Source organism: uncultured Alistipes sp., from assembly GCF_963931675.1.
Lineage (GTDB): Bacteria > Bacteroidota > Bacteroidia > Bacteroidales > Rikenellaceae > Alistipes.
Genome location: NZ_OZ007039.1, coordinates 2,714,182 through 2,738,774, shown reverse-complemented (window position 1 = coordinate 2,738,774; position 24,593 = coordinate 2,714,182). Strand labels below are relative to the sequence as shown.

The 24,593-nt window shown below is 52.1% G+C and carries 22 protein-coding genes and 2 pseudogenes; 11 read left to right on the top strand and 13 right to left on the bottom strand.

The genetic code is table 11. The annotated features are described in order from the left end of the window. Nucleotides 1-101 precede the first annotated feature (101 nt). The 8 genes and pseudogenes from ABGT65_RS11650 to mobV all read left to right on the top strand — a co-directional run bounded on the left by ABGT65_RS11650 (nt 102) and on the right by mobV (nt 7,421). Nucleotides 102-950, top strand: coding sequence for a S1-like domain-containing RNA-binding protein (locus ABGT65_RS11650; RefSeq protein WP_346703089.1), 849 nt, complete (start codon nt 102-104; stop codon nt 948-950). Between the two features lie 15 nt (nt 951-965). Continuing rightward, entirely contained in the window at nt 966-1,730 is a 765-nt protein-coding gene (locus tag ABGT65_RS11645; RefSeq protein ID WP_346702351.1) for a class I SAM-dependent methyltransferase, read from the top strand. A 251-nt stretch (nt 1,731-1,981) separates the two neighbouring features. Then, entirely contained in the window at nt 1,982-2,203 is a 222-nt protein-coding gene (locus ABGT65_RS11640) for a DUF2795 domain-containing protein (protein ID WP_009596288.1), read from the top strand. A 199-nt stretch (nt 2,204-2,402) separates the two neighbouring features. Next, nucleotides 2,403-3,758, top strand: a complete 1,356-nt coding sequence (locus ABGT65_RS11635) for a tyrosine-type recombinase/integrase (protein WP_346702348.1) — start codon at nt 2,403-2,405, stop codon at nt 3,756-3,758. Nucleotides 3,759-3,781: 23 nt separating this feature from the next. Then, nucleotides 3,782-4,459 carry a hypothetical protein gene (locus tag ABGT65_RS11630; RefSeq protein ID WP_118945000.1) on the top strand — a complete coding sequence of 226 codons (678 nt, stop codon included), beginning with the start codon at nt 3,782-3,784 and terminating at the stop codon, nt 4,457-4,459. Between the two features lie 243 nt (nt 4,460-4,702). Then, complete coding sequence (locus ABGT65_RS11625) at nt 4,703-5,035, top strand: DNA-binding protein (RefSeq protein WP_346702346.1); 333 nt, start codon at nt 4,703-4,705, stop codon at nt 5,033-5,035. 75 nt (nt 5,036-5,110) lie between these two features. Next, a pseudogene (locus ABGT65_RS11620) lies at nt 5,111-5,723 on the top strand (DUF6371 domain-containing protein); the annotation flags it as partial. A gap of 150 nt (nt 5,724-5,873) precedes the next feature. Next, nucleotides 5,874-7,421, top strand: a complete 1,548-nt coding sequence (mobV, locus tag ABGT65_RS11615; RefSeq protein ID WP_346702345.1) for a MobV family relaxase — start codon at nt 5,874-5,876, stop codon at nt 7,419-7,421. A gap of 278 nt (nt 7,422-7,699) precedes the next feature. Here the strand turns inward: mobV and ABGT65_RS11610 are convergent, their stop codons facing one another. Continuing rightward, the gene (locus ABGT65_RS11610; RefSeq protein WP_032528339.1) at nt 7,700-8,803 is read right to left on the bottom strand and encodes an IS4-like element ISBf13 family transposase; all 1,104 of its coding nucleotides are present in this window, start codon (nt 8,801-8,803) and stop codon (nt 7,700-7,702) included. A 139-nt stretch (nt 8,804-8,942) separates the two neighbouring features. On the opposite strand from ABGT65_RS11610, the gene ABGT65_RS11605 reads away from it, so the two are divergent. Then, on the top strand, nt 8,943-10,763 hold the full coding sequence (locus tag ABGT65_RS11605; protein WP_346702343.1) for an IdeS/Mac family cysteine endopeptidase: 1,821 nt from the start codon (nt 8,943-8,945) through the stop codon (nt 10,761-10,763). A 12-nt stretch (nt 10,764-10,775) separates the two neighbouring features. Then, nucleotides 10,776-11,669: a fimbrillin family protein gene (locus ABGT65_RS11600; RefSeq protein WP_346702341.1), complete on the top strand. Its 894-nt coding sequence runs from the start codon at nt 10,776-10,778 to the stop codon at nt 11,667-11,669. Between the two features lie 51 nt (nt 11,670-11,720). Here ABGT65_RS11600 and ABGT65_RS11595 read toward each other — a convergent pair. After that, nucleotides 11,721-12,449: pseudogene (locus tag ABGT65_RS11595) on the bottom strand (IS4 family transposase); the annotation flags it as partial. A 15-nt stretch (nt 12,450-12,464) separates the two neighbouring features. Then, entirely contained in the window at nt 12,465-12,893 is a 429-nt protein-coding gene (locus ABGT65_RS11590) for a DUF4372 domain-containing protein (protein ID WP_346702339.1), read from the bottom strand. 337 nt (nt 12,894-13,230) lie between these two features. Here ABGT65_RS11590 and ABGT65_RS11585 point away from each other — a divergent pair, with 337 nt between their 5' ends. Continuing rightward, nucleotides 13,231-14,391 carry a hypothetical protein gene (locus tag ABGT65_RS11585; protein ID WP_346702337.1) on the top strand — a complete coding sequence of 387 codons (1,161 nt, stop codon included), beginning with the start codon at nt 13,231-13,233 and terminating at the stop codon, nt 14,389-14,391. Between the two features lie 439 nt (nt 14,392-14,830). Here the strand turns inward: ABGT65_RS11585 and ABGT65_RS11580 are convergent, their stop codons facing one another. From ABGT65_RS11580 to ABGT65_RS11535, 10 genes are read right to left on the bottom strand one after another with little or no spacing between them, the layout of a single operon-like run. Further along, nucleotides 14,831-17,308, bottom strand: coding sequence for a hypothetical protein (locus tag ABGT65_RS11580; RefSeq protein ID WP_346702335.1), 2,478 nt, complete (start codon nt 17,306-17,308; stop codon nt 14,831-14,833). Nucleotides 17,309-17,320: 12 nt separating this feature from the next. Beyond that, on the bottom strand, nt 17,321-17,947 hold the full coding sequence (locus ABGT65_RS11575) for a hypothetical protein (RefSeq protein WP_346702333.1): 627 nt from the start codon (nt 17,945-17,947) through the stop codon (nt 17,321-17,323). 11 nt (nt 17,948-17,958) lie between these two features. Further along, a complete protein-coding gene (locus ABGT65_RS11570; RefSeq protein WP_346702331.1) occupies nt 17,959-18,480 on the bottom strand; it encodes a hypothetical protein in 522 nt (173 codons plus the stop codon). Nucleotides 18,481-18,498: 18 nt separating this feature from the next. Next, nucleotides 18,499-19,302 (bottom strand): DUF1266 domain-containing protein, encoded by an 804-nt coding sequence (locus tag ABGT65_RS11565; RefSeq protein WP_346702329.1) that lies wholly within the window; start codon nt 19,300-19,302, stop codon nt 18,499-18,501. 21 nt (nt 19,303-19,323) lie between these two features. Next, nucleotides 19,324-20,328 (bottom strand): DUF1266 domain-containing protein, encoded by a 1,005-nt coding sequence (locus ABGT65_RS11560; RefSeq protein WP_346702328.1) that lies wholly within the window; start codon nt 20,326-20,328, stop codon nt 19,324-19,326. Between the two features lie 31 nt (nt 20,329-20,359). Further along, complete coding sequence (locus tag ABGT65_RS11555) at nt 20,360-21,349, bottom strand: ankyrin repeat domain-containing protein (protein ID WP_346702326.1); 990 nt, start codon at nt 21,347-21,349, stop codon at nt 20,360-20,362. Between the two features lie 10 nt (nt 21,350-21,359). Continuing rightward, nucleotides 21,360-22,889 (bottom strand): ankyrin repeat domain-containing protein, encoded by a 1,530-nt coding sequence (locus tag ABGT65_RS11550; protein WP_346702325.1) that lies wholly within the window; start codon nt 22,887-22,889, stop codon nt 21,360-21,362. Beyond that, on the bottom strand, nt 22,886-23,389 hold the full coding sequence (locus ABGT65_RS11545; RefSeq protein ID WP_346702323.1) for a hypothetical protein: 504 nt from the start codon (nt 23,387-23,389) through the stop codon (nt 22,886-22,888). The genes ABGT65_RS11550 and ABGT65_RS11545 overlap by 4 nt, the downstream gene beginning before the upstream one ends. A gap of 10 nt (nt 23,390-23,399) precedes the next feature. Further along, nucleotides 23,400-24,086 (bottom strand): hypothetical protein, encoded by a 687-nt coding sequence (locus ABGT65_RS11540; RefSeq protein ID WP_346702322.1) that lies wholly within the window; start codon nt 24,084-24,086, stop codon nt 23,400-23,402. 21 nt (nt 24,087-24,107) lie between these two features. Continuing rightward, on the bottom strand, nt 24,108-24,587 hold the full coding sequence (locus tag ABGT65_RS11535; RefSeq protein WP_346702321.1) for a hypothetical protein: 480 nt from the start codon (nt 24,585-24,587) through the stop codon (nt 24,108-24,110). Between the last annotated feature and the right edge of the window lie 6 nt (nt 24,588-24,593).

Here is a 24,593-nt window from a genome sequence, read left to right as displayed (position 1 = left end):
AACGGCAACTTCCGGGGTCGGAATCGCGGCGTCCCCCGCCCCGGAATTTGAAAACCCGCGAAAAAAACGTACTTTTGCACCGGACCAATCTCGACAAGGAAATGCTCAGAGCCGGACATACCGAAACCCTTACCGTCAGCCGCATCTCGGAATACGGCATCTACCTCGCGGACGAGGAGCACCAGGAGGTGCTGTTGCCGAACCGTTACACGTCGCTCTCCGACAAAATCGGCGACAAAAAGGAGGTCTTCATCTACCACGACTCCGAAGACCGGCTCGTGGCTACCACCGAAACCCCGCGGCTCAAGGCCGGTGAGGCCGGATTCCTGCGCGTCGTCGACAAAACCCCGCACGGCGCATTCCTCGACTGGGGACTCCACGGAAAGGACCTCTTCCTCCCCAACCGAAACCAGCAGGGAGGCGTACTCGTCGGACACGAATACCTCGTCTATCTCTACGAAGACGACATCACCGGACGCTGCGTGGCAACCGAAAAACTCAAGGCATTCGTCAACAACGAACTCATCAGCGTCAAACCCCGCGAACAGGTCGCAATCCTCGTCGCATCGGAAAGCCCCATCGGATTCCGCGTCGTCGTCAACAACCGGCACTGGGGCATGATCTACCGCAACCAGATCTTTCAGCCCGTGGCCGTCGGCGACCGACTGACCGCCTACGTCGCCCGCATCACCGACGACAACCGCATCGACCTCTCGCTCCAGCAGTCCGGGATCGCTCAGGTCAGGGACTCCGCCGAAGTGCTGCTCCGCCTGCTCCGCGAAAACAACGGGTTCATCCCCCTGAACGACGACAGCGACCCCGAAGAGGTCAGGCGCATGACCCGCATGAGCAAGAAGACCTTCAAACGTTCGCTCGGGATGCTCCTCAAGCGCGGGCTCGTCGAAACCGGCCCTAACGGCACGAAACTCAAAGAGGACAAGACTTTATAAAAAAGAATCGGGAAGATGGCCAAAATCAACACCGCGGAACGGGTCTCCCGCGAGGCGTCCGACAACTTCGTATTCCAGCGCTCGCTGCTCGCCTATCACGCCGCCGCGGAACGCATCGCGGGCGACGTGCTCGAAATCGGAACCGGGGCCGGATACGGAATCGAGGTCGTGGCCCCTCATGCCCGGCGGTTCGTCACCCTCGACAAGCACCGACCCGCAAACGAACTGCTCGCACGGCCCGATGTCGAATTCCGCCAGGCCGTCGTCCCCCCGATAGAGTTTCCCGAGGCGTCGTTCGACTGCGTAATCTCGTTCCAGGTCATCGAGCACATCCGCGACGACCGGCAGTTCGTGCGCGAAATCCACCGCGTGCTGCGACCCGGAGGCCGCTTTATCGTCACCACGCCCAATGCCCCGATGTCGCTCACACGCAATCCCTGGCACGTCCGCGAATACACCGCCGAAGAGTTGAGGCAGCTCCTCGGGAGTTGTTTCCCCGGGATCGAAGCGCTCGGGGTCTTCGGGAACGAGCAGGTCGCAGCCTATTACGAGAAAAACCGCCGCGGCGTGGAGCGCATCACGCGCTTCGACCCCCTCGATCTCCAACACCGGCTCCCCCGCTGGATGCTGCAGATCCCCTACGACCTGCTCAACCGCCTCAACCGTCGCAAACTTCTCCGCGAAAACAACGACCTGACAACCTCGATCCGCATGGAGGACTATCGCCTCGGACCCGTAGCCGAGGGGTGTTACGACCTCTTCTTCGTCGCCACAAAATAGCCGGGCAGAAAATACGCCCCGGGAAGCATCCGTCGGTCTCAGGAATCTGGTCCCAGGGCTGATTCCGAAGCTTGCTGTCGGAGTTCGGATTTCGAACGTTTTTGTTCGATTCACCCTCTACGTCTCCAAGAAATAACAATTTTTCTTTGTTTTTCTCGTTTTTTTTATACTTTTGCAAATCGATCATAAGGGCAATATGCCCTATTGAGCAACTAAGCTGCTGATTATTAAGAACTTAAAATTTTATAACTATGTATTGGACGCTTGAACTGGCCTCGAAGCTCGAAGATGCCCCCTGGCCCGCAACCAAAGACGAATTGATTGACTATGCAGTCCGTTCGGGAGCTCCGCTCGAAGTCCTCGAAAACCTTCAGGAAATAGAAGACGAAGGCGAAATATACGAATCCATCGAGGATATTTGGCCCGACTACCCCTCCAAGGACGACTTCTTCTTCAACGAGGACGAGTATTGACGCCCCTCGGACTATTTAAACAATTAAATATCAACGCGATAAACAAAGATAATTGTTTGTCGCGTTGGTGTTTTATGGTGTTATATAGTGCGGTTTGTTTGTCTAAATTGCAGTTTTTCTTCTCGAAAACTGGGTTTGTTTGTCTAAAATACATTACCTTTGCTTCTCCTCGGGAATATTGAATTAGGAGGAAAAGCATATGGGAAGACCGAAAAGACTATATCCATTGGGCAAATACCGCCTTCGCACACCGAAAGTAGTTGACAAGGAAAAAGCCTATCCTGTCGAGTTGGAATACACTTGGAACAGGCAGGTAATCCGTAAGACAACGAATGTTTTTGTCAAGGTTGCGGACTGGAACCAGAACGGCAATCAGGGACGGGGTGAAATACGTGCAAGTCATGGCGCTGAATCCAAACGGCTTAACCAGTTATTGTTGGCACGTGTTGAACGTATAGATTCGCTACTTGCCGAATATAACGAAAAACATCCTAATCAGATAACCGTTGATGTCGTATCCGGCTTTCTTGCGGACAAACCTCTTGCGCGTCGTGATCAAGGGAAGGACTTTGTAGAGTTTACATTGGAACGTCTTTCTTCAGACTATGCAAGAAACAGAATCGGAAGGAGTCGGTATGAAAACGGAAAGAGCTGCATGAATATATTCCAGACATTCCTGAGGGCTACCCGACAGGGAACCTATCGTTCTGACAGCATTTATGTAGGCGATATGACTCCGGAGTTGTTAGACAGTTATATATCGTGGCGCAGGGAAATCAAGCAGAATAGTGATGCCACTATCAACCACTCTCTGACTCCGATATTAAAAGCATGTGCATACGCTTGTGAAATGGGCATGATGGAACCTGCCGTCAATGCAAGGATTCAAGATATGCGCATTGTAACTAAGGTATCGCTTTCTGAAGAAGAGGCAGAGTTTGACGGCAAAAGTCTAAGTAAGGAACAGATGGCGGCATTGCTTGAATATTACAAGACCTGTACTGAACCTCGTAGAAAAGAATTTTTGGAGATGTTCTTCTTTGCGTTCCACGCCTGCGGTCTCCGTGTAGTGGATGTGATGACCCTGCAATGGAAACATATCGACTTCGCAAGGAAAGAGTTGCGGAAGATTATGATAAAGACAAACAAACGGCATGTCATACCGCTCACTGAACCTGCATTACATATATTACAGCAATGGCGGGAAAAACGTGAGGGATGCCGGTATGTGTTCAACCTTGTAAAAGAGACTTTGGATTTGGATGATGCGGAGGCACTGTACAAAGCCCGCAACAATGCCACGAAATGCATCAACCAGTCGCTGGCCGTTGTCGGTGAACAGATCTGCCTTCCGTTCAGTCTCTCGATGCATGCAGCCAGGCACTCATTTGCGGTTTTTGCGCTGAACAAGGGACTATCCATGTCGGTAGTCAGCCGTCTGCTCGGACATAGCAGCACGGATATTACAGAGAAGGTTTATGCCCGTTTCCTGCCGGAAACGCTATCGGCAGAGGTGGCAAAACTGAGCGGAGAATTAATCAACCTGACTGTATAATCACTGTGAAAAGATAAAGAAACATGATATCATTGCCATTTCGAGTTGCATGTATCCTGATAGCAGGATTCCTTATTGTACTGGTTGTAACCTATATATACAGGTTAAACAGCCGTAAGGTATTCTGGGGAGTAGGACTCACTACCATTATCGGTATCCTCATCCTTCTTGGCTTAGGGGTGCTTCGTCCATCTTGGGGAACAGAAACCGGCACGGCTGTCATTGTCGGAATCAGTACTGCTATCGGATGTGCAATAACGTTGATCTATGCAGCAGAGGACTTGTATCAAAAGAAGCGAATTAAGGGAAAGAAAATCGCAGAAACTGAATCTGTGCAAAAAGATATGGTTCCAGACCACCATAAAGTGACTTTACCGCCTCGGCTTGATACTGAATTGGCAAGAAAGATCTTTGATAAAGCCATTGAAGAAGGATATATCATTATCGACGATGACCATTATGAGTGGACTTTGAACAAAGTTCTTCTTGCATATATGTGTGGACGTATCTATTGCGAAGATTATCCTGAAAAAACCAAGTATGATGATAAGCCGTTCTGGATGCCAGGCAGGGTGGAATTATTTCCGGGTACTGAATTAGATAAGTTATTTAACATGAAAGATCTGACTCAATCAAGGCATACCCGAAAAAACAAAGCTGCGCCTACAGGATCCGAGAAAATTGACAAGTTATTTGAGTAGCCAATGTGCTACTCTTTTTTTGTTTGATAAGCAGCAGATTATAAATTCATTACCTCCGTGTTATATGCAACTCTAACACGACCTCTAATATAGTATCTAATTCATTCTAACACCAAGATTACTAATGAGTTTGAACCTTTGCACCGTGCTTTTGGTACGATGTGCACAGTCGTATCATAGCACGTAAACCCGGCTTACAGTCCGAGTGTGCATAAGGAAGGTTAAGCCATAATACTATAAACTATGGCTCAAAAATTAAATGGTGAAAAGAAACTATGCGACCGGGAATTGCTTGAAAAGATTCTCAGCATAGTGGAGAGACAAGAGAAACTGCCGCCTCCGGCACAGGAAGGCGGACACCGTCTATATGACAACAAGTCTTTGATGGAGAAATTGAACATCAAAGAAAAGTATCTGAAAAAGTTGCGAGACAACGGCTATCTCGGCTACTCGCGTGAAGGTGATAAATACTGGTACACGCAGGAAGACGTGGACCGCTTTCTGCGTCGTTTCCATTATGAAGCTTTCGCTATTGGTGATGAACTTCCCCAACAGGAAGGAGGTGGTTATGTTTAACACCATTCATTTGACCAACATGCTTCGTTCGGAAGTGGAAGGCATTCCGGAAACAGGTCTTCCGTTGGATGCCTATCTTCAAAATGGGGAGGCGCAACGGTTTTCTGGCAGACAGATATAAATGGACAGGTAAGAACAGGCAAGGTAATGTGCTATAATGCTGAGACAGGGCATCGGGTTAAAGAGCCTAAGGCTTTTGTCAGCTGGGCGCATTCCGAGTTGAAGTTGCAGGATTTCCATTTGAAGCAATGTCTGTTTGGAGAACATCTTCTGAAAAATTCATCGTCTCCGGTAATGCTGGTGGAAAGTGAAAAGTGAAAAGACCGCTGTTGTAATGAGCCATTTTATCCCCGATTATATATGGCTGGCAACAGGTGGAAAGAACGGTTGTTTCAATAGTGAAGCCATGCAGGTCCTCAAAGGCAGGGAGGTTACTCTCATCCCTGATTTAGGAGCAACCGAACAATGGAAAGAAAAGTCTGCTTTGTTGTCTGGAATATGCAAACGGGTTGTTGTGTCCAATGTTTTGGAATGTACATCCGATGAAGAGCAACGCAGCCAAGGATTGGACATTGCAGACTTCTTTCTGTATTCACCATCAAAGAGACAGATACTCCATCAGATGATACAACGTAATCCAGCATTACAATTACTCATTGATGAACTGGATCTGGAACTTATTGAATAGTAAAGGAACTTGTTCCGAGGATTTATAGAAAGTCCTTAACACAATAAGGACTTTTTGCCTGGCGGCAATAAAATCCGGTCATTGTCCCGCAGAGCGGACTGGTACAAGAGCAAGCTCAAATATTAATCATTTATCAAAAGAATACCCTATATGAACACAGATATTAAACAGGCCATGCATGTTGAAGCCGGGAAGTCATTCGGCACATCAGAGGCGAATGAAAACGAAAGGCATTGGAATGACGACAAGATTGACAGAAAGAATCAGGATCCGACCAATCACTATGACAAGACCCGAATGAAACTGAATTTTGAGATTGGGCCCGATGGGAAAGTTCATCCGTTAGGCTATCAAGAGAAATCGCTTGAAGTACGTTTGCATGAACGGTTGACTGAACTGGGCTGGAAGCCTTTCAAACCGGACAGCAAAATTCAACCAAACTGTTGTGCGAAATTTATCTTCGGAGGTAATCATGACCGTATGCTTGAGATGGCATTTGGGCCCCAAACCGTAAATCTGGACAAGGGTGCAGACAACAGTCATCTCCAGCGATGTCCGGAAATCGAACAATGGGCGAAAGATGTCTATGACTGGTGCGCCAAACGGTACGGACAGGAAAACATCATCGGCTTCCAGGTTCATCTTGATGAGAGCAGCCCGCATATCCATGCCTTGATCGTTCCTGTCGGACAACGAGCCAAAAGCGGACGCGAATGCGTCATGTGGTCGGCTAAGTTCGGGAAGAGCCGTTATGGGTATGGCCATATTCTTCGGGAAATGCACACCTCACTATACGAAGAGGTAGGGAGCAAATACGGACTGGAACGTGGTGACAGTATTGAAGGCCGGAATGTCAGTCATCTTAGTAAACGCGATTATATCCGGAAACTGGCCAAAGATGCTAAACAAGCAGAGAAAGCAGTCAAGGGGCTGCAGACTATGACACGGAGGTTGGAAGCACAGATATTCAGGTCTCAATCCCAACTTGAAGAAATTGAGAAGTCTCTGGCTTCCGGCAAAATCGCTCTTCAGGAATATGAAATTCAAAAGACCAGGATACAAAAACAGATTTCCGAATACCAGTCAAAGCTTGAAGACAAGGCATGTAAGCTTCAAGAAAAGGAGCAGGAACTGGAGCAGATGACAAAGAATATAGACCGTGTCGGTAGAGTGGTGCAACCTTTCCGCAATCACAAGATAGATTTTGAGCCGCCACGAATCACTGGTAAACCTCCGATATTCGGTGTTGACAAATGGATTGAGGAGCAGAACCGGTCTATCGCCAGCCGATTCGTGAGGATTGTCCGTCAGATTGAAGAACTGTATCGGAAAGATGCCGAACAGCAAATACAGGCAGTGCAGAATAATGCGTTGTTGGACTATCGGGAGCTTAAAAGGCTGCAACAGGAGTATGCACGACTGACGGAGCTCAACGATAATCAGACTGAGCAGATACAGACATTTCTTGACCAGCTTGCTGAGCCTTCTTTGCGGGTACGAATCTTTTCTATTGCTGATGCTTTGATTGGCGGGCAGCCTGTCGCTGTTTCATCCGGCGGAGGTGGTGGCAACGCCGACTCAGACCTTCGCTGGGATGGCCGCAGACCAGATGAGGAGGAAGAGGCGTATAGGAGAAGATGCTTACTATGTGCTATCCGAATAGTCAACACCCCATCCAAAAAGTCAATGCACAGATAAGATGAAGGCATCTATTCATTTCGAATAGATGCCTTTGCACTAGGATGTATACGGTATTATCAAATTAATAATCATTAATATTAGGCTGTAAGCCAGCCATAACCCTGTACAGCCATATCAATGAAATGATTCATCAATAAGTTCGTCTTGGAATTGAAGACTTCACGGTCATAGGATTCAGGCAGGTCATTATTGATGTCAATGTGTTGTTTTTTTACTACTTTTGCGGTGAAATTCAACTATCCATAAAATGAACAAAGAATTGATTACAAGTAAGCCTAAGTACATGACAAAAATTTGAATACATCAAATTTCGGGACATAAATTGGTCGAAAAAGCACGTTGGAGATTTCCTCCAAGCCGTACTTTACTAAAGATTTGGCTTTACGTCCATGTTTCAATGTCTTTATAGGCTTTACGTTTTCATCTTTATGTTCCCCAACGAGATACGCCCATACAAGAGCAATACAAACCATTGCCAGAAGTCTTGCAATCCGCTCTGTGTCGCGCAAATGCGTGTCTTCGATATTGAATCCGGAGGATTTCATAGCCCGGAATGCGGTCTCGATCTCCCATCGCCTTTTATAAGTGTCGACACCCTTTTCCGGGCGTTTGAAGCAGATGAGGATCTGAAGTTCAGGCACACCGTCGGAGTTCTTGATTCGGCTTCCGGCAAGATAAACGTACTCACCTTTGTGCAGGAAAAGCTTGTAATAAAATCTTTCCTGCCCCACTTTCAGGGAATTGAAGAGCCACCATGCACGGATTCTTTCCCCTGTGGAAGGCTTGACAAGCCAGAAATTCTGCCGGATCCGGATATAATATCGTATATGATTGCGGTTGAGCCAACCGATCCAATCCTTGCCGACAAACTCCCGGTCGGCAACAAGAGAGTCGATGCATTCGGAGCCGAACAGCCGGACAAATCGTTCAACGATTGCCTTGCGTTCCTTCCAATTGGAGTTCCCTTTCTTAGGCAGAAGGCTGAACATCAATGGGAATGCAATCCCCTTGTATGCCACGCCGAGCATGAGGATGTTGATGTTGAAATCACCGAACTTCCAGTTTGTACGGTCCATGCTCAGCACCAGCCCTGTCTTGACGGGAAGCAGAGAGTATATCATCTGCGCCACAAGGTCAAAGTTGAGGGCGTACTTGGCTATGAATCTTTGAATGCGGCGAAGGTTGGAGTCCCTTTCAACAGAGGTTGGCATTGCCGCCGCGAGTTTATGGAGGCTTACGGTCTGTACTACACACAGGGCATGGAGCATGAAAGCCATAAACTTTATGCGGGCCAGATTCATCGATTTCCCAAAATGTTCTTGCATCATCGGAAGGATTTGGTTAACTTTGCCCAAGTCCTTAAAGTCAGTTGTCTTCATACGAAAAAGCGGGCAAACTTTTCTTTAAAGATACTGATTCTTAGGGACTTTTGCAAATATAAACAACTAATAATTAGGCATATAACAACATAATTTATATTTTGTCATCTACTAAACAAGTAAGCTCCTGTTCCGGTTATTGGCAGCAGTTCCGGTGTTATTGTCCGGATGCGCGGAATTTGAGGACTATTCATCCTCGAAGAATGACAGTGAGTATGTAGAGATGGTCTTCACGCAAGACAATAAGGGTACGAAAGCTGAGATTGGAGAAGACGGCAGCGGATCTTTCACAGAAGGAGACAAAGTCGGACTTTATATCTATGGAGAGCAGACAAGACAGGTCATACTGACCATGGAGGACGGGCAATGGACTCCGAAACTGCAGAAAAGTGAGCTTGGCTCGGGTACTGTGCGCCTTTCAGCATACTATCCGGCCAGAGAGGATGTCTCGCCTGAGACAAACCTGCACACGCATCGTGTGGACACCGACCAGACCGGTAACGGGTATGAGGACTCTGACTTGTTGTGGAGCCACCTTGACATAGAGCAGGAAGATATTACCGGGGATGTGATAGAGATGCCCTTTATGCACGGTATGCACCGTCTGTCAATCAATATCTCAAGTGACGAAGGCTCTCTTCCTGATGATCTGACTGTCACTGTGAGGAATATTACGGAAGGCTCATTCGACCTCTCGACAGGAGGTATTGACACTCCTTCCGGTACAATGGAGGACATAACGCCCCGCATATTGTCCGAGGGAAAGTATTCGGCGATTCTTTTCCCCGGGGATCTTGGGGAATATGCCGAAGGATGGGTGGAGATTTCCGCAGGTGGAAAGACATCCGTCTACAAGGCACCGGCTACGATCGGAGAAAGCAGTGTGTTGGAGAGCGGGAAGGAGACCGTACTCAACCTGCGTCTCAAATCCGACGGAGATATCGGAACCGACCCTGACCCGGATCCTGATCCTGACCCTGACCCGGATATAGACTACGGCGGCAAGACGTGCTGGGTTTACGGGGTCAAGACCGCCAGCCTGCCCGATTATCCAAAAGACAACGAGTCCGTCCCTGAGTACAGTTTCTTGGTGCCTGAAAACTTCCCCAACGGTATATGGTACAAAGTATCCGGCATTGCGTATCTGAACTGGCAGAGCGACTTTTTATGGTATGACTGCGATAAGGACGATCCGGACGATAGTGGATCCCATCCTGGATACCATGACAGCAATATGTGCTGGGCGGCGGGTGCGTCAAATCTGCTGCATTGGTGGACACGGCTCAATGAACCGTATATCGAGGCGTATGATGCAAGGTACAGTTCAAATCCATGGCCGGCATATCCGCGTCCCTCTTTCGGGTTTTCCGATACTGAAGGCAGTGAAATTTTCGACTTTTTCAGAGACATATCCAGAAACAGAGGGGGTTCGGATGCCGTCGGAATTAACTGGTTTATCTGCGGGACTCCGGGAATATCATCTCCGGATCCTGATATTGATGACAATTATGGAGGATATTTCACGGAAATATTCGACAACATAGATGTTGCGTTCAGACCTGAAGACGCCATGAATAAAGAGAGTTTCAACAGGATTATCAAAGGCGCTCTGGAAAATAAGCAGGGGCTGGGTTTCGAACAGTCTAACCTGAACCAAGGGGTTACGCACGTTATGACAATCTGGGGTGTGGAATTTGATGATGAGGGTTATGTATCCGCCATATATTATGTAGACAATAATGACCATTATAACTTTGAGGTTAATGGAGGTTCCAATAATTACCAGCGCCACCGCCTGATACGCCAGGAGATTAGATACCGGGAAGATGGACCTTGGAAAGTGCTGATGGGAGATTCCAGCATATATCCCATATCCTGTATAACGGTTGTGGATTTGAAACGGGATATCTGGCAGAAAGAATTTCCCGAAGTTGAGATTAATGAAAGTTTTATTCAATAAGTTGAAATAACGATGAACAATACGACGAAATATTACAGTTTAATTATAGCAGTGGTTGTCCTGTTTGCAATGATGACTGTTTCCTGCGAGAAATCCCCTGTGGACAAAGGCACAGATGAGACTGACAGGATGATAGATATCCGGGCATCCATCGAGGCCCTGACCAAATCACCCGCACTTGACGGGAACGGAGAGGGAAATTTCTCCAACGGGGATATCTTTACGCTTGTGGTTTCAGGAAGCGGTTTCCCGAATATAGACACAAGCTACACTGTCGGGACGACTGATCTCTCATGGGCGGATCTCAATCTGCCGGAAGATGCCGGGAACGTATATTTCTCAGGCTGCTATCCTGTCCAGGGGAAGGCAGTGGACGGAATATTGACATTTGTCGTCTCCCCAGCGGAAAAAACCGACCTGTTGCTGGCCGAGGCGGTGCAAGTCGGGAAAAACTCAGAAGATGCAGTGAGTCTGGTATTCAAGCATGCTCTGCACAAACTTGTGGTAAAGTATGTGTCCGATGATTTGACGGATGAGCAGCTGTCTGAGATATCCACATCGGTCAAGGCTCTTTCCTCATGCGGCATAGATCTGGCAAAAGGGGCAATACAGAACGGTACGGCCTCCGGACTGTCAGAGGTGGGAACCATGCAGGGCAGTCAGGTATCATGTTTTATAGTTCCTCAGGAAAAAGACAATGTGACGCTTGAAGTAAGTCTCGGTGACATGGTGCGTACACTAAGTGTTCCAGACAATGATCAGGACGGCAGGCCCGTCAGCATGCTTGATGGAGGAAGATGCCTGACAGTTCAAATAAATGTATCCTCCGATAAGATTGAACTAGACGGAGTGCAGATAGAAGGATGGGGGCAGCAGGGCAGTGTTGACGGAGACATCGAGTTATAGTTTGCATTTCGCCTACATTAGTGTCCCGTTAAAATGGGACGAGTTAAACAATTAATCAAAAAGCCCCGGAATCAGGGGATCATTTAGATCTTTGACATCATTGAAATTAGTCTTGTCGAACAGGTCACGCAAGTGGGTTTTGTCAGTCAATGATATGCTGAGAATTTGCAAAACTTCATAGGTTGAACGTTTCAACTTCATATCATGTTGGACAATAGCCACAAGACAGTACGTGATAATAGCCACACTGATTTGTATGCGAACAGCGTTCTCTGCTGTGCCCCAGAATTTCTTTATCTTGAGATGCTGCTTGAGCCATTTGAAGAACAGCTCGATTAACCATCTTTTCTTATAAAGATTGGCGACATCCAGTGCAGAAAGTTGTTTTGCATTCGTCAAGAAAGTGAACTCACGGTCATCCTCTTCGTCGTAATATCGGACGAGTCTGAATGACTCAGGATATTTCATCTCGGAGAGATATCCGGTCAGTTTCACTTCCGCATCTGTCATTATGTTCTTTGGCATTCTTCGCTTCCATTTGACTGTCTTATACTTTAAGTTTGTCTTGGCTCTGACAACAAAGAAAGAGTCTGTAAGATGTATCCTATAGAGTTCTTTAAAGGAGTCATAAGCCCTGTCGAATATATAATAAGCATTTGGTTCATAATGGATTGAAGACATTGCTGTGGAATCATGCTTTGAAGCAGTGGTTACGGTATAGAAAGCAGGAACTTGTGCTTCAATGTCGTATAAGACATGAGCTTTCACCCCTCCTTTCTTGCTTCGGAACTTTGCCTATGGGAATGTTGCAAGACACAACGGAATCGTTGTTGAATCAAACGCATATTTCTTTCCGGAAATGTCAAGGATGTTGGTCGTCCGCTTCTCGCAGGCTTCCTTCATCATATAGAATGCAAAATCTTCGAAGATTCTGTAATCACGGTTCTGGTTGGCTGTCGCAAGAGTTGTCTTGGCTATCGGTTCACGACCTAAACCAAGATGATATTGCTTGGCCCTATGCGCCTCGAAAGCAACGATTAAGTCTCGCAGGCTTTCACGGTTACTCAGTTGTCCAAACATCATCGCGAGCATCTGATTCCTGCAAGTAAAATGTTTCACATATCTGTTGCCATCATACTTGCGAACATAGTTGTTGAACTGAGTCCTGTTCAGAAAAGCGGTTAATTGAGAGAATACGTATTTGTCTTGGAACATAGCAGCCATTTGTATTAGACTGCAAAGTTGCAAAATCAAGTCCGTTTCATTTCAAAAAACCGTGTAATTGACTATATTTCAATAATTTCAAAGAACTATTTATCCACTTTTACGGGACAGTAGTGACTCGTATGATAAATTTTATTTCAAATTGACATATTCCACATACAAGTTGATTCAGGGCAAAAAAAAGAATTTATGGGAACATTATAATTATCAACAAACACACTTGATTTAGAATTAAACTCACAAAGTTTCTCCTATGTTATAATAACCTGCATTGATCATTACTGATTTTTAGTAAATTCACAGTCGATACAATAAGACAAAAATAATAAATAAAGAAATGGACTGGAAAATCAATAAACACGTAATTGTTCCTGAAGGAACAAAATTATCGGAAAGAATGTTTCAATATAATAATATTGTTGAGACAATCACTTTACCTAATGATATTACCTTTTTACCTAATTACTTTTGTTTTGGTTGTAAAAACTTAAAAGCAATTCTTGGTGGACACAATGTAAAAATAATTAGTAACAATACATTTGGATATAGCCCACAGTTATACCATCTTGATTTTATACCTCAAATAGGCTATCCCATCCATAATAGATTTACCCAAGAATACTCATTAAAGATTATTCGTAAATTGGAAATTAGTGATTTTAGCAATGATTATTCAACGAAACAATATGGATATATTTTATATCTACAAAAAAATGAATGTATAATATGGAATGTTACTACAAAGAAATATGTCTATGCTATTATTAACACAACTATTCCTTTATATAGTTATGTAGAATTTTCGTGCAAATGCTCTATAATTTATAACACTGATAAAAATCAATTGAATATTGAAAGAAATCTCGTGGATGATATACATTTAGCAGAAGACGAAGACGTTGAAAAATTTATATATACCGATGATGTAAGAGCATATATAAATGGGGAGTTTTCATACATCAAAAAAATTAATGCTATGAATACAGCCATTCAGAATTATGTCAATTCACTAAATGTTGAAGAAATAATAAAATCTTACACTATATCTACAGAAGAGTATATTCGTTCAAAAATAGGAGACGATGACACTTATATATTAAAGGAGTATGCATGTAGCAATGCTAATCCGTCTGATGTATATTTAAAAAAATTGCTACCATCATATTTTAAAGAAACAAAAGAAAGTGGATTTTGTACATTTTCATATATGACAGACAAAGAAAAAGAATCATATAAAGACAAAGAAAAGTCTGTTAAATTTGAAGTTCAATGTAGATATTCTAAGGACGAACACATTACCTCATTAATGGATGCATACATAAAATATCTCTATCATAGAACGAATATATATCAAGAAATTTTAAACGCAGTTAATTTTTTGAAGAAGAACCGAGAATATATAAGAAGTTCAATGAACTGGGATTGTGATTATTTTTATTGGGATGATATATCAAAATTTACATTCAAATTAAACAACAAATTTAATTCTCTTCTTTAAGAAAATTTTGCCTTTACTAAAAAACATAAATATTATTTTATTTCTAAAACTACTTAATCACATTATGCACATTAAGAAAACATCTAAATTTATATTACAGCTTTTGAAATTATCTACTAAGAATTCGCAGTAAAATAAACTTTCCATTAACTATATAATTTGAATATATTTACACATAGATATATGATAATCAAGATATATCATACATCTTCAACGAGGAGGAATACTGATAGCCTTCAGACAGGTTAAACAATTGAATATCAGCGCGATAAACAAAGATAATTTGTTTATCGCGCTGGTGTTTTATGGTGCTTGATGATGTGGTTTGTTTGGATAAATTGCGGTTTTTCCCATGTTATGCATCTGTAGACTTTTTATCCTGATTCTGACACACTTTTTGAAACACTATCGAATAGCCATAGTGACAGACTAAAGGGTCCTATTCAGGCCACGACAACGGAATATCGGGATAGAGGGCTTCGCAGGGTTGCATCGGTTCCAGCGTTTGCGGACGGCTGGCCGTGCGGAGAAAATTCCAGAAATCCGTGGGAAAGTGCACGACTTGTCCCACATGGGAACGGAGCGTGGTCAGCACCACACGGCCGTCGCTCAGCCGTCCGATGTGTTCGAGCTTTTCGCGGCCGAACATCCCGGGGCGGATGCGCAGCACTTCGCCGGTCGTGCGGTTCCAAAGCCGGGCGAAATCCAGCCGCATCGAATCGCAAGATCCTTTGATCAGCACCCAGTCGCCGCCAAACGGCAGGAGGTTCGACCAGGGATCTACGTTCTGCATACGGGTAGTCCGGCAGCGGCGCGTGTCGACGTCGAGTTCCAATAGTCGGGCTACCAGTTCCCGGTCCGAGAAGCCGCACATCACCAGGCGGCCGGTTGCGGAAACAGGGATGGAGCCGTTGAACCCGTCGCTGCTCAATATGTGAAAGCCCAGCGGTGAAAGCGAGCCGTTTTCGAAACGATACGTCTCTTCGCCGTGAGCAAGGAGAACGCGTCCGAGGCCGTCGCAGGCGAACCCGCAAGGGTGCTGCGCCTTGGGCAGCGGAAAACGCTGGACGCGCTCCACCCCCTGCGGATTCATCGTGAGGATTGTGGCGCTCTGCCGATCGCCGAAACAGAGGTAGCGGCCGAACCATCGGGGACGCTGGTCGAGGAAAAGAAAGGGCGATTCCTGTTTCGGCAGGTCGCACAGCCGCTTCCAGTTGTTCGCTTCCAGGGGATCCTTGCCCCCGAGGAGCATCCAGCACTGCATGGGCGGAATGTAGTAGAACGCCGCATAGAAATCCATCTCCGGGGAGTGGGTCAGGCAGCAAAACCGGTTCCAGCGCACCTTGACCGGTTGCAACGGACGCTGGCGGAGATCGGCGACGAAATTTCCCTGCCACTCCTCCGCTTCGCGGCTTTTCCACCGTCCGCTGCAGAAGTCGCCGGCCAGCGAGTCGAGCATGTAGACGGCGTCATCGGGCCACGGCACCTCTTCGCAGGGCATCTTGCGCCCGGGGTCGATTTCGCGGGCCGGAGTGCCCGGTGCACGCCCCGGCTGCTTCAACTGCCGGCAATATTGTCGCGCCTTCCCGCAGGCCATTTCGAAATTTGCGGCTTCCACCTCGGGAAGTAACGTAAGGAGGTAGATGTCGTCACCGTCGAGGTCGTAGAGCCGGTAACCGTGGCAGGTCAGCTCCTGCCCGAGAGCCGCAAGTCCCTCTTCATGCGAGCGGCAGGCATATTGCACCCCGATCTCGTCGAATCGGGCGTCGTGCAGCGCCGAAATCTCTCCGCCCCATTTTTCCCGTATCTCGGCCAGCGAGTCGTTCACGTCACCGTCGTATTTGAGCAGGTCCAGCGCCTCCTCCACGGCCCGCCCGACCTCCGGAAATTCGTTCTTCCCGGCCGATGTGCCGCCCGCATCGTCCGCCGCCTTCGGCTGGCCTTGCCCCTCCTCTACCGTCTGTCCGGCCTCCGGAGGTTTGCGCCCGAGCTGATTCTCGAGCATCTGAAACACCTTCACATGGGCATTCCGGATTCCCTGACTCGTGTAGACCATCACGGGTTTGCGCACCAGCCGGATGCCGAACCCTTCGAGCGCGTCGAACAGCTCCGGGAGCTGCAACGGCGTAAACATCCGGTGCTGCATCACGGGGCGGTCTTCGATGAAAAGATCGCCGTGGCCCTCGTTCCACATACCGCGTGTCGTGTTGTCGTCGTTGCGGAGCGAGATCTCGTAGCTGTTGTGCTGGCGGCAACTGCCGTAGAGGCTGCGGGGGCTGTTCAGCCGGAACGTCAGCACCACGCGCCGGCGCCGCTCCTCCTTCGGTGCCGCCGGATCGGCATAGGGCTCGCCGTCGGAGGAGAACTGCGCGATGACCTCCCATTCGTATGACTCGGGCCACGGGATCCCGGCGGCCTCCAGCCACCGGAAGGCCTCCAGCTGGTGCGTAACGGTGTCGTAGAAGGCTTCGATCCAGCTTCCGAGTTCCTGGAGGTGGGGAGATGGAAATCCCTCCAACAGGCGGACGATGCGCCGCAGCAGGAACAGCTCCGCGGGATCCTCGGCCATCAATATGCGCGCCAGCACAAGCAGATAACGCACAGCCTCCGGCTCTGCCGAAAGGGCGAGAAGCGCCACGCAATACCAGAACCCCACGATGTCGTAGTCCTTCGGCAGACCCGTCGTGCGTTGGCGCTCACGATTTGCAGGCGAGGTCGGGAGGATGGCGTAGCCGTCGAGCGAGGCCGCAACGGCCCTCACCACCTCCGCGTCGGCGGCGAACGGCTCCATGCGCAGCACCTCCTTGAGATTGAGGGGCGCGTGGATGAACGATCCGAGTTTGCGGTTGAGTGCGTCGATCTTTTGGACAACATCGGGAGTACTGTCCGGCAGGGGTTGGATGTGTAGTGGTATCATGGAACCGCGGGGTTATCGTTTTTCAAAGGGTGAACGATCGAGCAGGGCCTCCTCGGGAATCCCGGCCGACCGGGGCCACAGGAGCTCATCCTCCGTGTCGTCGCTCCAGAAGAGCGGCAGCATCAGGGGCAGATACTGGAACAGGTGGCGGCCGTCGGTCAGGCTTGCAAAGACCACGATGAAGGCATTCGTCCGCATGCGCTCGTCCCAGGCAAAGCGCCACGACAGATAGAGGTTCTGCATCCGTCCGGGACGGGTTGCCACATCCACGTCTTCCTCTTCGTCGGGCATGAAATGGCCCGAGTCGAGCGACAGCTCGCCCAGCTCCATGATGCCTTCCGGGGCTTGAAGAACGCACGTCGCCCTGAAACACTCCCCGCGGCGGATCGAGCGGTGGGGAATTGTCGCGCGAGCCACCACCCAGACAGAATCCCCGTGCAGGATGGCGTGCTCGACCTCGAAGCGCACCTGCGGACGTTCGAGGGGCTTCAGGCGGCGGTTTACCACCTCGGCATCCCGATAGAGCCAGGTTGACTCGGAAGCCACGAATGTCGGGTCGGGTTCGGCGGATTTACGGGTGCTTGCGCAGCCCGTGGCAGTGAGCAGAAGGAGAAATACGATCAGATGATTGATTCTCATGGTTTTTGTTTTTATGTGTAGCGGGCCAGCAGCCAGATAACAAGCCCCACAACGAGGGCCACGGCGAGAAAGCGCACAAGATCGCGTCGGATAGAGGGCTCCTCCTCGGGGCGGCAGCGGAACATCCGTGCCAGCTCCTCGAAACTCCGGCAGCGGCAGACCTCCCGCCGGAAGTCGGCGGCATTGCGCCAGCACGCCTCCCGGAACCACTCCGACCGGGGATATTCACGGGCGATCCACGCCTGTAGCTCCGGGAGCGGACAATCACGAACCTCCTCTTCGAAGTCGGTGTCGTAGCGGACGGTGCGCCGATCGGTTGGTCCGATACGACCGTAGAGCCCGACCGGACCGGTCTCCCGGCAGCGGCGGATCGTGTAGAGTCGTCCGGAAGCGTCGATCACCTCCTGCCCGGCCCAGCCGTCGGCCTCGGCGAGCAGCCGGCGTGTCGTCACGTTCTCCTCCCGCCAGAAGACATAGACCATATGCTCCGCGGGGGCAAGGTAGAAGACCGGGTATTCCAGTGCGGCTTTCATCTCTGTTTAGTCGGACCCTTACCACGGGTAGCGCACCCACGGGCTCTTGGGGTCGCTCAGCAGTACGTCGGCCGTCGTCTTCATCACCGAACTGTAGGCCCGTTTGCCTCCCCAGAGCAAACGCCCGAGAATATAGCTCATCGCCAGTTCGCGCCACGACCCGCATGCCTCATGTGCCAGCGCATCGGCCCGGCCGATGTACGCCCAGGCCTCCCCTTCGGTGAGGTAGCCCATTTCGCAGCAGGCCCGTGCCAGGAAGACAATGCGCCCGGCATCCCAACCCGTCACGTTGCAGCCGTTGAGTTCTTCTTTCGAGGCGACCACGCCGCACGAGAGGAGTTCGCCGAGGGTCTCTCGCAGGTTTTCGAGTTGCGACGAGGCCTTGTCGTAATCCTCCTGCGAGGTCATCCGCTGCTGGAGAAGCTCGTCCTGCCGCTCGCGGTCGTCGAGCCGAAGGGCTTCGAACACCGTGGGCCAGTAGTAGCGGAATCCCTTTTCGCAGAGGTAGTCCAGTTGCCCGCGGGCCTCCGTGGTGGAATCGATCCCCCACCAGCCGCCCAGGATTTCGGACAGCGTGTCGAAAATCCCCGTCTCCAGCGAATTCTGCCAGGCCCCCTGCTGCGAGGCGTACATCGCCCCGATGGCCAGCTGGCGGCAGTGTTCATCATCGAGTGCCGATTTCGGGTTCAGGCAAATTTCCTGAAACGACCGGCGCAGCTTGCGCACCGTTCGCCAGATCCGGCTGCCTTTCCTGTAGAGCCACGTCAGGGCACCGACCGCCACGGCGGCCAGCATCACATAGAATTCAAGTCCCCGTTCCATCGTTCCAATCTTGGCGGGTTGCTATGCGTTCCACGGGATCTGCCGCCACGGCGAGGTCTCCTCTTCGAGCAGCGCGCTGACGATCTCCCAGGCTGTTTGGCAATCCTCCTCGTCGCCGTGCCAGACGCCGCGACCCATAGCGAAGCTGCATCCGTACTCTTCCCACGACGAGAAGTGTTCGCGGGCGGTATCGGCCGCCACCTGCATCACCTGCCACATCTCCTCCCCGGAGAGATAACCGGCGTGAAGGGCCCAGCGCCCGAGGTTGGCAATACGCACCAGATCCCAGGCGATGACCGTCCGCGGAAGCGTTTCGGCCGTACAATACCCGTTTTCGATCATAAACTCCGCGATCGACCGCACATCCTCGGCTTTCTCCTCGGGATCTCCCGCATCGGGTTGGCCGCCGCGCATGAGCGCCAGCGCCGCGTCGGCATCCGCATGGTGTCCTTCGTGGAGCAGCCACTGCACGATTCCGAGCGTCGAGTCGCGGTCCGTGATGTCCCACCAACTCTGCAGTTGCGTGCGGTAAGTCTCGGGAAGAACTTCGCTTTCGACGGCATCAACCGCCTCGTCGTTGTAGACCAGCAGCGGCGCGGCAAAGGCCATCAGCCGGCACTGCTCTGCAGTCAGCCGGCACGCCTCGGCGCGCTTGATCTCCCAGCCGTCGTCCTCGCCCAGCCAGTCGAGCGCCGCGGCATTCGCCTCGCGCAACTCCCTTTCGAGACTCCCGTCCTGCATCGCCTGCATCGTTGCGGTAGCCTGCGCCATGTTCTGCCGGGCGGCTTCGGCCACGGCGGCAGCATCCACGCCGTCGAGCGTTCCCATCGCAGCCTGCTGCGCCTGGATCCCGGCCAGATCGGGCACGGCGGCCTGCATCCGGGCCATGATCTGTGCCTGCATGTCGCCCATGTCGGGCATTCCCGGAATCGAGCCCATCATTGCGCGCATCTGCTCCAGGGCCGCCTCCTGTGCCGCCCGGGCAATCTCCTCCGGGCTTTGAGGTTTCATCTTCTCGTTTGCCATGTTCGGTATGTTTTAAGGTTTTCGATTCATTTTATCCTTCGGCGCCGGCCCCGAGCAGCAGTTCGACGATCTCCGTGAAGCCGCGCTCGCCGGCGTAGTAGAGTGCCGTGTGCTGGAGGTTGTCCGCCGCATTGACTTCGGCATGGCGCTCCACCAGCTGACGCACGACCTCGTTGTTCCCGGCACGTGCCGCCACGAGCAGGGCCGTTTCGCCCACTCCGTTGCGGGCGTCAACCGCCGCGCCGGCCCCGAGCAGCGCCTCCACAAGAAAGCGGTTGCCCGCCTGTGCCGCCCCATGCAGCGGCGTTGTTCCGTTGGGCAGCGCACGGGAGGCGTCGGCTCCGGCGTCGAGGAGCATCCGGGCAATGTGCAGATTCCCGCGTCCGCACGCCACCAGCAGCGGGGTATCGCCCGCGTCGTTCGGCGCATCGAGTTGCGCCTTCGAGACCGCAAGCAGCGTGCGCACGACCTCGGCCTGATCGTTGTAGACCGCCTGATGCAGCGGCGTATTGCCTTCGGCATCGTGGCTGTCCGTCGCGCCGGATCCGTTTTGGCTCAACCGGGCCACCACCTCCGTCAGCCCGTGTGCCGTGGCGTAGTCCAGCGCGCTGTGTCCCGTCCGGTCCGTGGCCCCGGTGTCGGCACCGCGGTCGATCAGCCACAGCGCGGCATCCGTACGGTGGTTTTCCACGAGCCGCATCAGCGGCGTGCAACCCTCCCGGTCGGCGGCATCCGGATCGGCTCCGGCGTCGAGAAGGCGGGCCAGGATCTCGCGGTTCCCCTTTCGGGCAGCGGTGTGGAGGGGCGTTTCGCCCCGGTTGTTTGCGGACGAGGCGTCGGCTCCCTTTTCCAGCAGCAGCACGACCAGATCCCGGTATCCCTCGCGGCAGGCGTAATGGAGCGCCGTATTGCCCTCGGCATCGCGCCGGTCGAGGTCGATGCCTCCCCGTTCGAGGAGGATCTTCACGATGTTTTTCTGCCCGTTACGGCAGGCGTTCAGAAAGGTTTGGAAGTTATCCATAGCATTGATTTCAGACGTGTTTCAGCAAAAACTTTACAAGCGGCTCGTTGTTGCTGCGCATGGCAATGTCCATCGGCGTACGCCCTTCATTGTCGGCCGCCGAGACGTCGGGCCGTCCGAAGTCGAAGAGCATTTCGGCCGCCTGCCGTGCCGCCGCATGCGTGTAGCCCTCCGCCGCATAGTGCAGCACCGTGCGCCCTTCGTTGTCCGCGGCACAGGGGTCGGCGCCGGCCTCCAGCAACCGTTCCAGCATCTCAGGCTGATACGGCCCGGCGCTGTGCGAGCCCAGCAGATGCATCAAGGCCGTGCGACCCATCGCATCGCGGGCATTCACCTCGACCTTCCGTTTCAGCAGGCGCCGCAAGGTCCAGATGGCCAGTTCGTAGTCATCGTGCCGGCACGCCAGCATGAGGGCCCGTTCATCCTTTCCCGTCTGTGGGGCATCGGGGTGCCATTCCCGTTGCTCGAAGAGCTCCATGAGCGGGGCAAATCGTTCCATGCCGTCCGAAATGCGGCAGCCCCGATCGATCCAGACGGCAAACGGAGCCGTACCCTTCGAGGTCCGCCGGTCGGGGTCGGCACCGGCCCGAAGCAGCATCGCCGCGATTTCGGTCTCGTCCCACTCCAGAGCACAGACCAGCGGCGTCTTGCCCGTCCAGTCGTTCATCTCGCGGTCATCGCACTCCGCATCGGGATCGGCACCCGCCTGCAGCAGGGCCTCCAGCGCTTTCCGGTCCTTTTTGCGCAGCGCCTGGAAGAGGTTCATCCCGCCGGTCTCCATCGTGAGTTCGTCAAACGGATCCTCGCCCGAAAGCAGGGCGCCCACCCATTGAGCGCCGCCCTCCATGGCAAGGTCGAACGCCCGTCGTCCGGCCGAGTTCTTCTCGTCGGGGTCGATCTGTCCGCTGTGGAGCAGCAGTGCCGCCGTTGCATAGCAGCGCATCTGTTCCGCCTGGAGCTCCTCCAACTCCTCACGGGCCTCCCGCTGCCGCTTCTCCGAGACCCATCGTTCGCCGAAACTGGCGATAAAACGCTCCTTGCCGGCGATCTCCCTTGCGGTATCGGCGGCGCGGCGGCAGAGGATGTGCAGGGCGTTGTCGCCGTAGCTGTTTGCGGAGTCGATGCGTTGCCCGGAGTCGATCAGCACGGCGGCCATCGCATGGTGGCGGTTTTGCACGGCCTCGATCAGCGCCGTTGTGCCGCGAGCCGAACGCGGAAGGTTCGCGCCGCGATCCAGCAGCAGCCGTGCCGCCGAGGCAATCGCTTCTTCCAGGGCGGAGCCCCTGCTGCGGCGCGAGGCCAAGCGGAAGAGCGGCGTGTGCCCCTCTCCGTCGCGGTCGTTCACCTCGGCCCCGCGGTCGAGCAGCGAAGCGATGGCCTCGCAGTCGGCAAATTCCGCCGCGATATGCAGCGACGTGCGGCCGTAGTTCTCCCCGTCACGTGCGTCGGTCGGAATCTCGGCAAGGAGTTGCTGCCGACGCTCCTCCTTTGCAGGGTTCGGATAGTAATAAAGGTCGTAGAGTTCCCGGAGCGGTGTCATCGGTCGATTGGTTTGAGCAGGTCTTCAAGATGTTTGTATCGGTGTCCGAGGCGGGCTGCAACCGTGCGCACCTCTTCGCAGCGTCCCAGCCGGAAGGCAGCCTCAGCCCGCAGGCGGAGGATCAGCGTGAGGGCGTCGTCGTGCGGCGTCTCGGGCAGCAGCGGACAGCGGGGCAATTCGCTCGCGGCATCCCAGCGACGGAAGGCTTCGGGAGGCTGCCGCCGCGACATGGACGGGACACCCGGGCAGGGGACTTCGCAGAGGGTGCCGTCCAGCAGCCGTTCGGCCTCTGCGACCAGCCGGTGGCACTCCTCATACCACCCCGCCATGAAGCAGCACAAGGCCTGATTGTAGCGCGTCGGGGCATCCTCATGCGCACTGCGTACGAAGCAGTCGTAGGCCAAGGTCCACGCTCCGCAGCAGATATAGGTAACTCCGGCCGCAAAGAGTCGTCCGGAGTCCGCTCCCGCAGTCGGCGGGGTGCCTCCCTTCAGTCCCATCTCTGTACAGCTAATCGTCGATGGCAACCTCTCCCGCAGCGTCGGCCGTGAAGGCCACGGTGTAGTAGTTCGTCACTGTGAAGCGACCCTGGTATTCGGGCGATTCGCTTTCATCGACGTAGTTCAGCTCGAACTGCACCTGCATCTGTTCCGACTCCGCGCGGTACTTCTCGCTGCGGTTCCAGCGGTCGACGCTGCTCAACGGCACCGGCCAGACGCGGAAACGGAACATTCCAGCCGACTTCAACGCCAGTTTTTTGCCCTCCTCATCGGACATCACCAGCGCATCCGCCTTTTCGCCGATTTTCTGGAGGTAGTCAAAATTGATGGCATCGAGGCTGAGCGGCGTCGAGCATGCATAGGAGTTGGTCTGGCGGTCGCTCTGTTCCGGGCCGTCGGTCGTGAACTTCCCGTCGGTGAGCTGGAACGCGAGGTGGTAGTTGTTGTTGTCGGCGTCGATGTAGTAGACGTCGATATACGTGAGGATGTTCTCCAGTTGGCGGTCGCGGTTGTCCTCGCTCCACTCCACCTCGTAAATCTTGTACTTCGAGGTGTCTACATGCTCCGCAACGAGCTCCCGGATTTTGGCAAGTCCCTCGGCGGAGGCCATCGGGAAGGTTTCGCCCGACCCGCAGGCCGTGAGCGTCAAGGTGGCGGCAACAATCGCCACTGCAATTTTCGTCAGTCTGGTAATCATGTCCGTATGTTTTTATATTTGTTATCCCAGAAGTGCGCGGAAGGCTTCGAACTCCTCCCACGAATCGAAATATTTGGCCTCGAAAATGATGTAATTGTCCGGGGTCTTGACCTTGCACTGGTGCTCCTCCCCGTCATCCTTCACATACTCGATATCGGTGGTGAGGAACGAGCGGTATTCGACCCTCCCCTTTTCGACTTCGGGGTAGGTTACGCGCGTGCCGTCTACGGAGATCTTTCCTCCGGCGGCTTTCAGGGCCCGGGCATTTCGCATGCCCCGCCAGGTGAAGAAGAGCAGCAGCACGCCGCCCACAATCAGAATGGTCGAGAAGACTGCCGGCGAGAGAATCCGCAGGTGGCGGATACGAAGGCCGAAGGGAAAGAGGGCCGGAATGACAATCATTCCCACGCCAAAGGCCAGGTTCGACCATTGGTTCGTGAAGATGCTCGCAGGAGTGTAGTTGAAGCTCCTTTGGATGCGTTCGAAAGGTTTGTTTTCCATAAAAGT

Bases quoted from the DNA above. Each gene is read 5' to 3' on its own strand.
- ABGT65_RS11580 (WP_346702335.1), bottom strand. From the start codon at position 17,308: ATGATACCACTACACATCCAACCCCTGCCGGACAGTACTCCCGATGTT.
- ABGT65_RS11555 (WP_346702326.1), bottom strand. From the start codon at position 21,349: ATGGATAACTTCCAAACCTTTCTGAACGCCTGCCGTAACGGGCAGAAA.
- ABGT65_RS11535 (WP_346702321.1), bottom strand. From the start codon at position 24,587: ATGGAAAACAAACCTTTCGAACGCATCCAAAGGAGCTTCAACTACACT.
- ABGT65_RS11610 (WP_032528339.1), bottom strand. From the start codon at position 8,803: ATGAAGACAACTGACTTTAAGGACTTGGGCAAAGTTAACCAAATCCTT.
- ABGT65_RS11560 (WP_346702328.1), bottom strand. From the start codon at position 20,328: ATGGCAAACGAGAAGATGAAACCTCAAAGCCCGGAGGAGATTGCCCGG.
- ABGT65_RS11565 (WP_346702329.1), bottom strand. From the start codon at position 19,302: ATGGAACGGGGACTTGAATTCTATGTGATGCTGGCCGCCGTGGCGGTC.
- ABGT65_RS11540 (WP_346702322.1), bottom strand. From the start codon at position 24,086: ATGATTACCAGACTGACGAAAATTGCAGTGGCGATTGTTGCCGCCACC.
- ABGT65_RS11575 (WP_346702333.1), bottom strand. From the start codon at position 17,947: ATGAGAATCAATCATCTGATCGTATTTCTCCTTCTGCTCACTGCCACG.
- ABGT65_RS11635 (WP_346702348.1), top strand. From the start codon at position 2,403: ATGGGAAGACCGAAAAGACTATATCCATTGGGCAAATACCGCCTTCGC.
- ABGT65_RS11550 (WP_346702325.1), bottom strand. From the start codon at position 22,889: ATGACACCGCTCCGGGAACTCTACGACCTTTATTACTATCCGAACCCT.
- ABGT65_RS11650 (WP_346703089.1), top strand. From the start codon at position 102: ATGCTCAGAGCCGGACATACCGAAACCCTTACCGTCAGCCGCATCTCG.
- ABGT65_RS11590 (WP_346702339.1), bottom strand. From the start codon at position 12,893: ATGGCTGCTATGTTCCAAGACAAATACGTATTCTCTCAATTAACCGCT.
- mobV (WP_346702345.1), top strand. From the start codon at position 5,874: ATGAACACAGATATTAAACAGGCCATGCATGTTGAAGCCGGGAAGTCA.
- ABGT65_RS11645 (WP_346702351.1), top strand. From the start codon at position 966: ATGGCCAAAATCAACACCGCGGAACGGGTCTCCCGCGAGGCGTCCGAC.
- ABGT65_RS11640 (WP_009596288.1), top strand. From the start codon at position 1,982: ATGTATTGGACGCTTGAACTGGCCTCGAAGCTCGAAGATGCCCCCTGG.
- ABGT65_RS11570 (WP_346702331.1), bottom strand. From the start codon at position 18,480: ATGAAAGCCGCACTGGAATACCCGGTCTTCTACCTTGCCCCCGCGGAG.
- ABGT65_RS11545 (WP_346702323.1), bottom strand. From the start codon at position 23,389: ATGGGACTGAAGGGAGGCACCCCGCCGACTGCGGGAGCGGACTCCGGA.
- ABGT65_RS11585 (WP_346702337.1), top strand. From the start codon at position 13,231: ATGGACTGGAAAATCAATAAACACGTAATTGTTCCTGAAGGAACAAAA.
- ABGT65_RS11600 (WP_346702341.1), top strand. From the start codon at position 10,776: ATGAACAATACGACGAAATATTACAGTTTAATTATAGCAGTGGTTGTC.
- ABGT65_RS11630 (WP_118945000.1), top strand. From the start codon at position 3,782: ATGATATCATTGCCATTTCGAGTTGCATGTATCCTGATAGCAGGATTC.
- ABGT65_RS11625 (WP_346702346.1), top strand. From the start codon at position 4,703: ATGGCTCAAAAATTAAATGGTGAAAAGAAACTATGCGACCGGGAATTG.